The sequence below is a fragment of the Orlajensenia flava genome (assembly GCF_004801905.1).
GTDB classification, from domain to species: Bacteria; Actinomycetota; Actinomycetes; order Actinomycetales; family Microbacteriaceae; genus Orlajensenia; species Orlajensenia flava.
Map to the genome: position 1 here is coordinate 96344 of NZ_SSSN01000003.1, position 14305 is coordinate 110648.

The window sequence follows — 14305 nt, forward strand, 5'->3', positions numbered from 1 at the left end:
ACGAGGGGGCGAGACTGTCGACATGGTGACACTGGGTCGAGCCGCCCTGGCAACCGGCCGCGGGCCCGTGGAGGTGCGGGTGGACGCGGCGACGCACACCGGTCTGGTGCGCCCGGCAAACGAGGACAGCCTGCTCGCCGAGTTGCCCGTCTACCTCGTCGCCGACGGTATGGGCGGGCACGACCGGGGCGACGTCGCCAGTCGCACGGCGGTGGCCGTCTTCCGCGAACGCATCGCCCCCGGCGCTCCGAGCACCCCCGATGCCGTGCTCGCGACGATCGCGGCCGCGAACTCCGCCGTCAGGGCGTTGAGCGACGCGTCTGATGAGGGGACGCGGGTGGCGGGAACCACGCTGGCCGGTGTCGCGCTCGTGGATGCGGGCGACCGCGACCGGCTGTACTGGATGGCCTTCAACGTGGGCGACTCCCGCGTCTACACCTGGGACGGGCGCGCTCTCGAGCAACTCAGCGTCGATCACTCGGCCGTGCAGGAGCTGATCGACGCCGGAGTCATCGACGAAGGGCAGGCCGCGGCGCATCCCGACCGCAACGTCATCACCCGCGCGCTCGGTGCCGACGCGGATGTCGACGCCGACGTGTGGTTGCTCCCGGCCACGGGTGACACCAACTTCCTCATCTGCTCCGATGGTCTCAGCAAGGAACTCGACGACGAGCGCATCGCGCTGGTGCTGGCCACGCGCGAGCGGGCGGCAGCCGCTCTGGTGGCATCGGCTGTCGGGGCGGGCGGTCGTGACAACGTCACGGTCGTCACCGTGGAGGTGACGGGGCCGGACGGCGGCGACGACCCTGATCGCACCGGTGATCGCGGGGCTAGGGGTGGATGGAGCGGCGAGGACACGACGCCGCGGTTGGTGAGGGGATCATGACGATGCGCGTCGACTACCAGCCGGGGACCGCGGGCGGATGGCTCGCCCTCGTCTCCGGCGACCGTACCCTGGTGTTGCGACCGGGAGGGGCTGATGTCGACGCGCTGTTCGCGATGCTCCGTCGCTCCGCGAACGTGGGCGACGTGCTCGAGAGCCTTGCCGGCAACGGGCTGAGCGCCATCCCACCCTTCGCCTACCTGATGCGCGACGGGCAGGGTCTGCGCGTCATCGTGCGCGGATCCATCTCGGTCGTCACGTCGGGGCCGAGCAACGAGACTTGGGATGGCCGTGACTTCTCGACCTGGGGCGAGCATGTCGTCGCAGACGCGACTGGTGCGGAGATCGCGCTCGATGGTGCAGCACCCCACGGCACGCTGCCGTTGATGGAGGGAGCAGCGTGGGTGGCGGGCGTCCGCCTCGACACGACGGATGATGGGTCGCCCGCCGAGGTGTCGCTCCCCGAGGTGCCGTCCGCCGAGGAATCCGACCAGCCTGTCGAACAGGACCTCGAGGACCACACCGTCGTCGTGCCGCGGCGCACCAGTGCTGCTGCGGCACCGGTGTCGGACGGCGCCGCCGATGAGGCGACGGTGAGTGCCGTCGAGTCCGCAGGGGCGAGCGAGCCCGTGCTCGAGACCGTGGCAGCCCCGCCCGAGGGCTCCGGCGACCACGATGGCCAGACGGTACTGAGTGATGAGGTCAGGGAGGCGGTGGCGACCGTCAGAGCCGAGCAGGCCTCGGAACCCGCGACGGCGATCGGGCACTCACCGCAGAAGCGCTACGCCATCCGCATGCCCGACGGCACGGTGGAAGCTCTGGACGAGACCGTGCTCATCGGCCGGTCGCCCAGTGTGAGCAAGGTCTCCGGCGGCCGCGTTCCTCGGCTGCTCGCCATCGGAGGCGGCGACAACGACATCTCGCGCAACCACGTGCAGGTGGAGGTGCAGGGGGACACCGTGGTGGTGACCGACCTGCAGTCGCGCAACGGCACGGTCCTCGTGCTGCCGGGGACGAAACCACGCAAGCTGCGCGCCGGCGAGTCGGCGACCGTCGTCGTCGGAGCCGTCATCGACCTCGGCGGTGGTACGACGATCGTCGTCGAGGAGACCGCCTCCTGATGCGCCGGCCTCCATCCTCGCCGCCCGAGCTGCCGGGCTACGGCTACCAGCGGGTGCTCGGGTCCGGCGGATTCTCCGACGTCTTCCTGTACGAGCAGGCGCTTCCGCGCCGCGAGGTCGCCGTCAAGGTCCTCGTGGCCGATCAGCTGGACGCGCAGGCGAAGCGGCAGTTCGTCGCCGAGGCGAACGTGATGGCCCAGCTGTCGGCGCATCCGTACATCGTCACGATCTTCCACGCCGACATCGCGGGCGACAGGCCGTACCTCGTGATGGAGTACTGCCCGGGGCCGAACCTCGCCGAGCGGTACAAGAAGGAGCGGCTCTCGGTCGAATACGTGCTGGGCACCGCGGTGCGCGTCGCGAGCGCGGTGGCCACCGCCCACGCGGCCGGCATCCTGCATCGCGACATCAAGCCCGCGAACGTGCTCACCAACGATTACGGCTGGCCGGCCCTCACCGACTTCGGCATCGCCTCGGCGCTGGAGGACGAGCTGCCTGTCACGACGACCACCGACTGGACTGGCGGCTCCGCTCACCAGACGGCGGGAAGTCAGTCGGCGGTCGGGCTCAGCGTGCCGTGGTCGCCGCCCGAGATGTTCGACGACGAACCGACTCCCGACGTTCGCAGCGACGTGTTCTCGCTCGCGGCGACCATCCACACACTGCTCGCGGGCCAGACGCCATTCGAGATCCCGGGGCGTTCCAACGGAACTCTCGACCTCATCGGCCGCATCGAGCGCGGGCAGATCACCCCGATCGAGCGCAATGACGTGCCGGCCTCCCTGCTCGCCGTGCTGCGCAGGGGCATGGCGAGCCGTCGGGAAGACCGCTACCAGAACGCTCTCGACCTCGCCCGGGGGCTGCAGCGCGTGGAGATCGAGTTCGGCTACGCGCCCACCTCCATCGAGGTGCCCACGACGGTCCTCACCTCGAGTGCACGCCCCGACGCCGACGCCGACGGCGATGAGACCCGGGTGCGCGCGGTCACCTCGATCGCGGCGCAGCAGGTCCAGCCTGCACCCGTCGACGTCCCGACAGACGACGATGATCGCACCCGGATGCGGCCGACGGCCGTCGTCGCCCAGGCCGAGGATGGGACGGTGCTGCGGCCGGTCGCCGTGCCGCCGACCGACACAGCAGTCGTGCCTGCGGCACCCGCCGCACCCACATCCCGGCGCCGGCGTGGTCTCGTGCTCGGCATCGCATCCCTTGCCGTGCTGCTCGCGGGCGGCGGCATCCTCGCAGCGGTGCTGGTTCCGAAGGACCTCGGGCCGTCGGAGCCGACGCCATCGGTGGCCGACTCGGACGGCGTGGCCATCAGCACGGTCATCACGCCGCCCACGGTGGCTCCGGGTGTGCGCTCGGCGGACGGGACATCCGTGTCCTTCGCCGTCAGCAGCGAGCACCCTCAGGATGGCGACATCTTCCGGTGGGCGCGCACCGATTCGCCCGAACGGCCCGAGGCAGCTGCGGCGTCGCCGATCGTGGTGACGGGCGCGATCCCCGGCCAGCAATTGTGCATCGACGTGACCGTCCAGCGGTCGGGTAAGACCAGTGATCCGACCAGGGCGTGCGCGTCATGACGCCCCTGCGAGTGGACTTCTGCGGCGAGGAGCAACTCGTCGATCCGGCGTCGACGTTCACCATCGGTCGTGAGGCCGATCTCACGATCGACGACAACCCCTATCTCCATCGGGTCTTCCTGACGCTCTCGAGCGAGTACGACCTGTGGTGGATCAGCAACGTGGGCAACACGCTGTCGGCGACGGTGTCCGACGAGTCGGGGGCGGTGCAGGCGTGGCTCGCGCCTGGTGCGCGGCTTCCACTGGTGTTCCAGCACATGCACGTGATGTTCAGCGCCGGCGTGACCACGTACGACTTCGAGATCCACGCGGCCGAGGATGTCTACAACACCTCGCTCACCGCCCTTCCGATCGCCGGCACCACGACTCTCCTTCCCGTGACGCTCACGCGCGGTCAGCGACAGCTCATCGTGTCTCTCGCGGAGAACATCCTCATGCGGGCGACCCCCGGCCGAGGAGAGATCCCCAGTTCGGGGGATGCCGCGGCTCGACTCGGCTGGTCGATGACCACGTTCAACCGCAAGCTCGACAACGTCTGCGACAAGCTCGACCGCATCGGTGTCACCGGTCTGCGGGGCGGACGGGGCAAACTCGCCACGAATCGCCGGGCGCGACTAGTGGAGTACGCGATCGCGACCCGGCTGGTGAGCGTCGACGACCTACCCCTGCTCGACGACGACAGCCTGCGGGAACCGCCAGAGTCCGACTGATCGGATTGTTCCGAGTCCACATGCCCGTGTTAGCGTGAGCGCCGTACGCGGCGGGGGTCCGCGCGCGCGGTCGACGAGGCGGACCGGGGAATGAGGCCAGGGTGAGGGGTATCGGCGCGTGGCTGCGTACCCGCCGGAAGCTCGTCTCCGCGATCGCCGTCGCCGTCGTGATCGCCGTTCCGGTGAGCATCGCGATCATCCACCAGGGCTTCCCCGTCACCGATCCGGACCTGTCCCCACGTGACGTCTGGGTGACCAACGGCAAAGCCCTCCTCGCCGGACGCATCAATCGACCGATCGAAGAGCTCGACGCCTCCGTCGGCACGGCGTCGAACGACGTCGACGTCATGCAGGACGGCGAGGACGTCTTCCTCTTCGATCGCAACCTCAGCACCATCCAACGGATCGATCCGGCGTACACGAACCTGTCGCAGGGCGTGAACGTGCCCGCGGGATCCGAAGTCGCCCTCGGCGGCAAGACCATCGCCGTGCTCTCACCGAAAGGGCAACTGTGGGTGGCCAACGCCAAGGGAGCGCTGCAGTTCGACCCGGGCGCCGATAAACCGCTCGCCACTCTGGGTGGCAAGGGCCACTTGACCGTGGCGACCGACGGCACCGTCTACGCGACGTCGCCCCTGAAGCGTCAGCTGGTGACGGTCGCCGGCCCGGCTGGCAAGCCCACCTACCAGGCCATACCCGCCCTCGGCGAGCACCAGATCAGCGCCGTCGGCCACCGGTCCGTCATCCTCGACACCGACAAGCACGCCATCATCGTCGATGGGACTTCGCACCCAGCCGCCAAGGGAGCGATGAGACTGCAGCAGGCCGGTCAGGATGCCGACCACGTCCTCGTGTCGACGGCCGACGCCTTGCTCGAGTACCCCATCGGGGGCGGGGACCCGATCTCGATCCCCTCGAAGGGTCCTGCGGCGACCCGCGCGGAACAGGTCGCCGCGCCGGTGCAGCTCGACGGATGCGCCAATGCCGCCTGGAGCACGTCGGGCGCGTACATCCACGCGTGCGACGGCCGCTCGCCATCCCTCACCACCGTGGACCAGCCGATGGGCGGAGCCGCGATCGAGTTCCGCGTGAACCGGCATGTCATCGTGCTCAACAACCTGGCAAACGGCAACGTCTGGCTCGTCGACGCCGACATGCGACTCGTCGACAACTGGGATGAGGTGACGCCGCCCGACGAGTCCGACGAACTCGAGGGAACGGAGAAGAGCGCCAAGCAGAGTTTCGAGGACACCCTCGCCGAACGCACCGCCGTCAATCGACCTCCGATCGCACGAGACGACACCTTCGGCGCCCGACCGGGTCGCACTACCGTGCTCGACGTACTCGAGAACGACACCGATCCCGATGGCGACGTGCTCACGGTGAGCGACGTCACCGAGATTCCGGAATCGATCGGCCGGATCGACCTGATCGACGGCGGCCGCGCCCTCCAGTTCACCCCGGCGCCCGGTGCCGCTGGGACGGTGGGATTCCGCTATACCGTGAACGACGGCCGCGACGGCGTGGCCGAAGCGGCGGTGAGCCTGTCGATCGTTCCGCCCGAGGTCAACAACGCTCCGATCTCCATCCGCGAGGGCGCCACCTCCGTGGAGCAGGGCCAGAGCATCAGCTACAACGTGCTCACGGACTTCAACGATCCTGATGGCGACGATCTCTTCCTCGTCAGCGCGTCACCCACGAGCGGCGACTCCGTGCGATCCAGTCCCGACGGATTCATCACCTTCGACCATCGCTCCGGCGAGCTGGGGGAGAAGGAGGTGCAGTTCGTCGTCTCGGACGGACAGGCGACCACGGCAGGCACCCTCACGGTCGACGTCAAGGCGACCGGAACACTCGGGCCCGTCGGCACTCCCGATTACGCGCACACCTTCACGGGCGAGAGTGTCGTGGTCAAGCCGCTCGAGAACGACCTCACCCCGTCGGGCTCCGCGCTCGCCCTCGTGGAGGCCAAGGAGGTACCGCCGGGAGTCGACGTCGCAGTGAACGCCGACCGTGGCACCCTCACGGTGACGGCGTCGAAGGCCGGAGAATACGAGTTCCTCTACTCGGTCGCCGCGGGAACGAAGGTGGGGACCGGGCTCGTCCGGGTGGACGTGCAGGAGCGACCGGACAAGCCCGCTCCGCCCATCGCCGTGAAGGACGTCGCCTACCTGCGGCCCGGTCAGCCGGTCTCGGTTCCGGTACTCGCGAACGATGTGTCTCCCAGCGGGGCGGTGCTCGCGGTCCAGTCCGTCGACACCGATGGCGTGGACGACGTGCTGAGCGTCGAGATGCTCACCAACACCGTGGTCCGCATCTCGACATCGGAAGCGCTCGACAAGCAACTCAAGTTCAGCTACACGATCTCCGACGGCGCCCAGACCTCGACCGCCACGATCACCGTCGTGCCGGTGCCGCCTCTCGTCAAACATCAACCGCCCATCGCCGTTGACGACTCGGCCACCGTACGAGCGGGCGATATCGTGACGGTCCCCGTGCTGGACAACGACATCCACCCTGACGGCGCCGTGATGCACGTGGACCCCACCCTCGCCGATACCTCCAACGCGTCGGGCATCGTGTTCGTCGCTGACGACGACGTTCGCTACCAGGCACCAAAGCAGGCCGGCGCCTACTCGGTGGTGTACACGGTCGTCGACGAGTACGGGCAGACGGCGAAGGCGAACGTCCGCTTCCAGGTCACCGCAGCAGGTGCGGATGGGGATCGCGCTCCCGTGCCGACGCCCCTCGTGTCGCGAACGTTCGGGGGCTCGACGGTGAAGATCGACGTGCCGCTGGATGGTCTCGACCCCGACGGCGACAGCGTCGTCCTGACCGGCAACGACTCGGTGCCGAAGATCGGGCGCATCACCGGCTCGACGAGCACGAGCTTCACCTACGAGGCCTACGACGGCTCGGCAGGAACCGACCAGTTCAGCTACACCGTCGAGGACACCTACGGCAAGAAGGCGACGGGCTCCGTGCACATCGGCGTCATCCCGCGTCCCGAGAACGCTCTGCCGCCGAACGCCGTCGATGACACCATAGAGATGCGCCCGGGGCGCACGGCATCCGTCGACGTCCTCCTCAATGACTCGGACCCGAGCGGCTACCCGATCAAGGTGTCGGGCAAGCTCGCGAACATCACCGAGGGACTCAAGGCCAAGGTCGAGAAGAGCCGGCGCGTCATCGTCACCGCACCCGAGGTCGAGGGCGGCTACAGCCTCCGGTACTCCATCACCAACGGCAAGGGCGGCTTCGACAGCGCGTTCGTGCAGGTCCTCGTGAAGAAGGACGCGCGCATCGACCCGCCGACGGCCCAGGACCAGGTGATCGAGCCGAAGCAGGTGGTCGACGGCAAGAAGGTGACGGTCACCCCGCTCGACGACGCCACCAACCCGGGTGGCCTGGTCGACGACCTGAAGGTCGCCGTCGAGGGACCGAACGCCGACGATGCTCAGGTCGCGCCCGACGGGCGCATCGTCGTGACGCCTCGGAATGAGCGGTACACGGTCGCGTACCGGCTCACGAACACGATCGACGACCTCGATGCGATGGCCTTCGTCGTCGTGCCCGCGAAACCAGATGCTGCCGCGAAGGATCCGGAGAAGCAGAAGGAGACGTTCCCGCCGCCCTATCTGGCCTCGCTCCCGCCCCAGATCGTTCCGATGAACGGCGAGATCACCTGGAAGGCGTCCGACCTCGTCGTGGTCCCCTCCGGCAAGCCCGCGCTCATCCTCAACGCTTCTGCCTCGAACGGAGACGGCTCGTCCGTCTTCGTCGACGGAACGACGCTGCGATTCAAGCCCGCGAAGGACTTCCGCGGGCCGGCGACGGTGACGTTCACGGTGACGGATGGCACGAGCGCGTCCGACCCTGACGGCCGCACGGCCACATTGGCGTTCCCCGTGACCGTCGGCGACCCCAACTTCGAGGATGTTCCACCGACCTTCACGCCGCCGAAGGTATCGATCGAGGCTGGCGAAAGCCCCGTCACGATCGACCTGCGCACCTCGAGCAGCCAGCCCAACCCCGACATCGTCCAGAAGCTGAGCTATACGGACTTCAGCGGACAGACCAACGACGTGCGTGCCGTCCCCGACGGCAGCCGCTTGAGCATCTCGGCTCCCCTCGGCGTGCAGCCGGGCACGAAGGCCACCATCGCCTTCACCGTGCGCTACAAGAACTTCGCCGTGCCCGGGTCGGTCGACGTGACCGTCGTGTCGTCGACGAGGCCGAAGGCGCAGGCCATCGACGACGGCCCTGTCGAGATGAAGCGGTCGGACACCAAGAACATCGACGTCCTCGCCAACGACGTCAACCCGTTCCCCGGTACGCCGCTCACGATCGTTGACGCCCAGATCGACCAGCCGGGCGTCAACGGCGCGAGCGTCAGTCACACGGCCAGCGGCATCACGGTACGCACCGGCGCCGGCTTCACCGGAAACCTCAGCGTGGTCTACCGCGTGCAGGATGCCACCAAGGATCCGAGCAGACAGGTGCAGGGTAGGGCATCCGTCGTCGTCCGCGACGTCCCCGACACTCCCAGACCGCCGACCGTCGTCGGCGTCGGCGACTCCCAGGCGACCGTTCGCTGGACCGCGCCCGCCGACAACAATTCGCAGATCAAGAGCTACACGCTCACGTGGTCGGGCGGGGGCAGGAAGACGTTCGATGCCGGTGCCGCTGGGTCGGATCAGATGATCGGCGGCCTCTCGAACGGCACGTCGTACACCTTCCAGGTGAGCGCCACCAACGGCATCGGCCCATCCGGCGCGTCGACGAACAGTGCTCCCGCGGTGCCATACGGCAGGCCCGGCGCGCCTCGTAATGCGAGCCTGACGGCGAGCGGCAACGGAAACGGAGCGCTCGGGTTGGATTGGGCCGCTCCCGCTGACAACGGCGGCCGCCCCGTGTCGAGCTACAACTGGCGCTTCATCGAGGGCGGCAGCGCATCCGGATCAACCGCGGCAACCTCGGCATCGGGCAACGGCAACAACGGCACGACCTACCGCTTCGAGGTGCAGGCCTGCAATCCCGCCGGATGCGGCACGTGGGACCAGTCCAATCGAGCGGCGCCGAGCAAGCCAGCCAAGGTCGTCATCCTGCGCAAGGGCTCCGCGATGGGTCCGTATCACGGCGCCTACGGCGACTGCAACGGCACCTGCTGGTTCTATGACGTCGAGGTGCAGAACTTCGACGGCGGGTCGGTCACCGTCACCCCCAGCTGCAACGGCTCGACCCTGTCCGGCCGGTACACGATCAACCTCAGCGGGGGCAACGGCCGTTACCAGGGTCGGTTCAGAGGAAGTATTCCCGAGAGCTTCTGCGGTGACTCCAGCGCGAGCGTGACGGTCGACGGCGTCGGCGTGACGGACAACCGATGGTGACCCACTCAGCCACCTCACGACGAGCACAGAAGGAATGAACGAATGGCAGTGACCCAGGAACAGGCGAACTGGTTCGCCGACGCCTTCAATCGGCTCGTCGACAACGTCGACCAGGCCATCCTCGGCAAGCGCGACGTCATCCGACTCGTCATCGGCGCCCTGCTGTCGGAGGGCCACCTGCTGCTCGAGGACTTTCCGGGAACGGGCAAGACCGTGCTGGCGAAGTCGCTCGCCAACACCATCGACGGGTCCAACTCGCGCATCCAGTTCACCCCCGACCTGCTGCCGTCTGACGTCACCGGGGTCACCATCTACGACCAGGGAAAGGGCGTCTTCGAGTTCCACCGCGGGCCGATCTTCGCCTCGATCGTGCTGGCCGACGAGATCAATCGGGCGAGTCCGAAGACCCAGTCCGCCCTCCTCGAGGTGATGGAGGAGTCCAAGGTCACGGTCGACGGCGTCGGCTACCCGGTCGGCGCCCCCTTCATGGTGATCGCCACGCAGAATCCCATCGAGCAGGCGGGCACCTACTCACTGCCCGAAGCGCAGCTCGACCGCTTCCTCATCAAGACGAGCCTCGGCCACCCCGATCACGACACCGCGGTCGCGCTGCTGCTCGACTCGTCCAATCGCGCCAGGGCGGATCTCGTCTCGCCCGTCATCGCCGCGGACTCGATCGTGGCGATGTCGCGGCTGGCCGCCGAGGTGCACGTGGACGCATCGGTCGTCGGTTACCTCAACGAGATCGTCACGGGTACGCGCGAGCACAAGGATGCCCGTCTCGGCGTCAGCATGCGCGGCGCTCTCGCTCTGGCTCGCGCGTCGAAGACGTGGGCGCTCAGCCAGGGACGCACCTATGTCACCCCGGATGACGTGCGCGAGCTCGCGCCGCACGTGCTCTCGCACCGCATCATCCTCGACCCCGAGGCGGACTTCGCGGGTGTGACGGCCGAGCAGATCGTCTCGGACGTGCTCGTGACGGTCGAACCCCCGGTCTATCGGGCAGCATGAGTTCCTCCACTGATCGTCCCCGGGGTGCTGGACAGCTGCGGTACGCCGTGGCTGCCGTCGCCTTCTCCACGCGCGCCCTCAGTGCGCGCGTCGGTGCGGGGGCGGTCGGCATCGGCCGCGCTGCGGCCGATCGGGTATCGCCGGTCACCTCGGTCATCACTCGGGCCGGTTGGTTGGTCCTGTTGGCAGCGGCGGCGTGCCTCATGATCTGCTTCGTGTTCGGCTGGGTCGAATTCGGCTACCTCGGCTTCGCGATGGTGGGAGCTCTCGCGATCGCGGCGATCTACCTCATCGGGCGGGCTCGCTTCGAGGTGGGCATCGACCTCGAGCCCCGTCGGGTGGTCGCGGGCGAGCGTGCGCATGGACGGATGACGGTCCGGAACACGGCGGATCGCCCCTCGACGCCCTCGCGCATGGAGTTGCCGGTCGGGAGCGGAACCGCCGAGTTCCTCGTCCCCGCCCTCGAACCGGATGCCGTTCACGAGGAGCTCTTCGCCGTTCCGACCCAGCGGCGAGCCGTGATCGTCGCGGGCCCGGCCATCTCCGTCCGCGGAGATCACATCGGCCTGCTGCGCCGCACCGTGCGCTGGACGGATGAGGTGGAGCTCTTCGTGCACCCGGTGACCGCACGGCTCGCTCCCTCCGCGGCCGGCCTCATCCGCGACCTCGAGGGTCAGATCACCAAGACCATCACCGACAACGACATCTCGTTCCACGCCCTGCGGCCATACGCTCCCGGTGACGCGCTGCGCAACGTGCACTGGCGCACCTCCGCGCGCACCGGAACGCTCATGGTGCGACAGTTCGAGGAGAGCCGTCGCATGAACCTGACTCTCGCGCAGACGACCGAACGTTCCGCCTACGCCGACGATGACGAGTTCGAACTCGGTGTCTCGATCATGGCGTCCCTCGCCCTCCAGCTGATGCGTGACGGCATTCCGGTCGCGGTGGTCACCGAGGAGCGGCAGCTCCGTACCGCGACCCCGATGGCACTGCTCGACGACACGTCCCGGCTGACGGGCGTCGAGCGCGCGTATCCCACCCTTCGCGAGTTCGTCCGCCACTCGACGGCGCGCCTGCCCGAGCCGAGCGTGGTCTTCCTCGTCACCGGTTCGGTGACGCCGGTCGCCGATCTCCGCAGCGTCGAAACGTTGTTCGGGCCGGACGTGCGCGTGATAGCCATCCGCGTCGAGGGAGGCGCGGGCCCCCGCATCGGCAAGGTGTCCGGCCTCGACATCCTCACCGTCGGCGCCGTCGCCGACCTCGCACGCGTCCTGAGGAGCGTCTCGTGACCGCGCGCGGCATCGGGCGCGAGCAGATCATCGACCTCGGGGTGCTCGCGGTCCTCGCCGTGCTGGGCGTCCTCGGGTTCGAGACCGCGTACGGGGGAGCGAACTTCCTGGCCGGTGCCGTCCTCGGCATCCTGGTGGGAATCGGGGCGGCCGTCGGCGCTCGCCTCGCCGGCTTCGGTCCGCTGATGACGGTGCTGACGGGTCTCGTCGGCTACCTGCTCCTCGGCTCGGTCACGATGCCGGCTAAGGCCGTTCTCGGCGTGCTTCCGAGCCTCGACACCCTCGCAGGCCTCGTCGTCGGCCCCGTCTTCGGCTGGCGCGACATCCTCACCATCCAGACGCCGGTCGAAGCGCCCTACTACGTGGGCGTCGTGCCCTACTTCGCCGCGTGGCTGACGTGCTTCCTCGGCGCCTGGCTGGTGCTGGCGTGGCTTCCGCGCAAGCGCAGTCCGCTGCGTGCTGCCGTGATCCTCATCGGACCGGTCGCGCTGTACGTGAGCGGCATCCTCCTCGGAACACGCGAGCCCGTGCTCGCGATGCTCCGCGGCCTCGTCTTCGCGGTGGTCGCACTGGGCTGGCTCGCCTGGCGCGCACGGCCGGCATCGATCGCGAGTCCGGATGGGGCGCGCCGTCTCCTCGTGGGCCGGTTGATCGGAGTGGCCGCCGTCATCGGCGGGGCGGTCGTCGTCGGCCTGATCGGCGGTGTGCTCACCGCCCCTCCAGCCGCAGCTCGGTACGTACTGCGCGACGAGGTCGTCCCGCCGTTCCAGGCGGTCGACTTCTCCAGCCCCCTGGCGGCGTTCCGGAAGTACTCGAAGGTCATGCGGGAGGACGACATCTTCACCGTGGAGGGTCTCGAGTCCGGCGACCGCATCCGCCTCGCGTCGATGGACGCCTATGACGGCCGACTGTGGAATGTCGCCGGCCCCGAGGAGACGGCAGGGGACGACGGCGGCTTCGAGATCGTCGGCGCGACCTTGCCGGCTCCGTCCTTGGCGACGGAGGCGGGGACCCGCACAGCAGACGTGACCATCGACGGGTATGACGACGTCTGGATCCCTTCGGTCGGCTACCCCCGCCGCCTCGACCTCGAGGACGCCGATTCGGCCAAGCGCGCAGGCGACATCCGCTACAACCCCGACAGCGGAACGGCGGTTCTCACGAGCGGCGTGCACAAGGGCAACGACATCCGCATCCGCGCCGAGATGCAGCGCGGATACAAGCCCGAGGATCTCGAGAAGGTTCCCGTCGCCCGCGTCGACCTTCCGGCCCCGGAAGACGTTCCCGACGTGCTCGTCTCGCGCGCCATCGAATACGCGGGTGATGCCACCACGCCGATCGACCGGCTCACCAACATCGAGAAGGCCCTCAAGTCGCGCGGCTTCCTCAGCCACGGTCTCGCCTCGGATGCCGTGGCGTCCCGCGCCGGGCACGGAGCCGACCGGATGAGCGAGCTGTTCACACGAAGCCAGATGGTCGGAGACGAGGAGCAGTACGCCTCGGCGATGGCACTGATGGCGCGGCATTTCGGCTACCCCGCGCGCGTCGTGATGGGCTTCGCACCCGACGTGCCGAAGGGCGCGCGATCGGTCACCGTCAAGGGCTCCGACGTGACAGCCTGGGTCGAGGTCGCCTTCGACGGCGTTGGCTGGGTGCCGTTCAATCCGACGCCGGAGCAGACGGACGTTCCGCAGGACCAGGTGCCCAAGCCCAAGTCGCAGCCTCAGCCGCAGGTGCGACAGCCCCCGCGCAATGAGACGGCAGATGACGAACTGCTGAGCACGGTCGATATCGACAAGTCCAACGACAAGAAGAAGAACCCGCCGTTCATCGTTCCCGGCTGGGTCTGGATCACCGCGGGCGTCCTCGGCATCCCGCTGCTCATCCTCCTCGTGCCGATGGGCATCGCTGCGCTGCGGAAGCGCCGGCGACGCCGACAGCGTGAGCTCACGGGATCGGCTGATCGTCGAGCCGCGGGCGCGTGGAGCGAGTTGACGGATCGGCTCGACGAGCTGGGCCTGCAGGTGCCTCCGGTCTCGTCCCGCACGCAGGTCGCCCGTTCCCTGGCGGCGCAGGTCGCAGAGCAGGGCCTGGACACCGATGAACCGGAGACGGCCGCCCGGATCTCGACGCTCGCCCGTGATGTGGACCGCGCCGTGTTCGACGGCGACGATTCGCCGCCCGAGGCCGCCGAGGCGCCCTGGAAGGATGTCGACGTGCTCGTCGCCGCCGTCTACGCTGCTGCCGGCCCTGTTCGACGCTTCGTGGCTCGCTACCGCGTGCGGTCGACACGGCGCGCCGACCGCAGGCGGTGA

The 14305-nt window shown here is 68.7% G+C and carries 8 protein-coding genes; all 8 read left to right on the plus strand.

The features are described from left to right. Positions 1-22: 22 nt before the first annotated feature. The 8 genes from E6C70_RS02320 (at position 23) to E6C70_RS02355 (ending at position 14305) form a co-directional block, all read left to right on the plus strand. Entirely contained in the window at positions 23-886 is an 864-nt protein-coding gene (locus E6C70_RS02320) for a PP2C family protein-serine/threonine phosphatase (protein WP_235833241.1), read from the plus strand. Next, positions 883-2004 carry an FHA domain-containing protein gene (locus tag E6C70_RS02325; RefSeq protein WP_168770842.1) on the plus strand — a complete coding sequence of 374 codons (1122 nt, stop codon included), beginning with the start codon at positions 883-885 and terminating at the stop codon, positions 2002-2004. Before E6C70_RS02320 ends, E6C70_RS02325 begins: the two co-directional genes overlap by 4 nt. Continuing rightward, positions 2004-3587, plus strand: a complete 1584-nt coding sequence (locus E6C70_RS02330; protein ID WP_136421865.1) for a serine/threonine-protein kinase — start codon at positions 2004-2006, stop codon at positions 3585-3587. Before E6C70_RS02325 ends, E6C70_RS02330 begins: the two co-directional genes overlap by 1 nt. Then, positions 3584-4297 carry a hypothetical protein gene (locus E6C70_RS02335; protein WP_136421867.1) on the plus strand — a complete coding sequence of 238 codons (714 nt, stop codon included), beginning with the start codon at positions 3584-3586 and terminating at the stop codon, positions 4295-4297. Before E6C70_RS02330 ends, E6C70_RS02335 begins: the two co-directional genes overlap by 4 nt. Positions 4298-4398: 101 nt before the next feature. Next, entirely contained in the window at positions 4399-9687 is a 5289-nt protein-coding gene (locus tag E6C70_RS02340) for an Ig-like domain-containing protein (RefSeq protein WP_136421869.1), read from the plus strand. A 42-nt stretch (positions 9688-9729) separates the two neighbouring features. Continuing rightward, positions 9730-10698: an AAA family ATPase gene (locus E6C70_RS02345; protein WP_207670021.1), complete on the plus strand. Its 969-nt coding sequence runs from the start codon at positions 9730-9732 to the stop codon at positions 10696-10698. After that, entirely contained in the window at positions 10695-11990 is a 1296-nt protein-coding gene (locus E6C70_RS02350) for a DUF58 domain-containing protein (RefSeq protein ID WP_136421871.1), read from the plus strand. The genes E6C70_RS02345 and E6C70_RS02350 overlap by 4 nt, the downstream gene beginning before the upstream one ends. After that, a complete protein-coding gene (locus E6C70_RS02355) occupies positions 11987-14305 on the plus strand; it encodes a transglutaminase TgpA family protein (protein ID WP_136421873.1) in 2319 nt (772 codons plus the stop codon). The genes E6C70_RS02350 and E6C70_RS02355 overlap by 4 nt, the downstream gene beginning before the upstream one ends.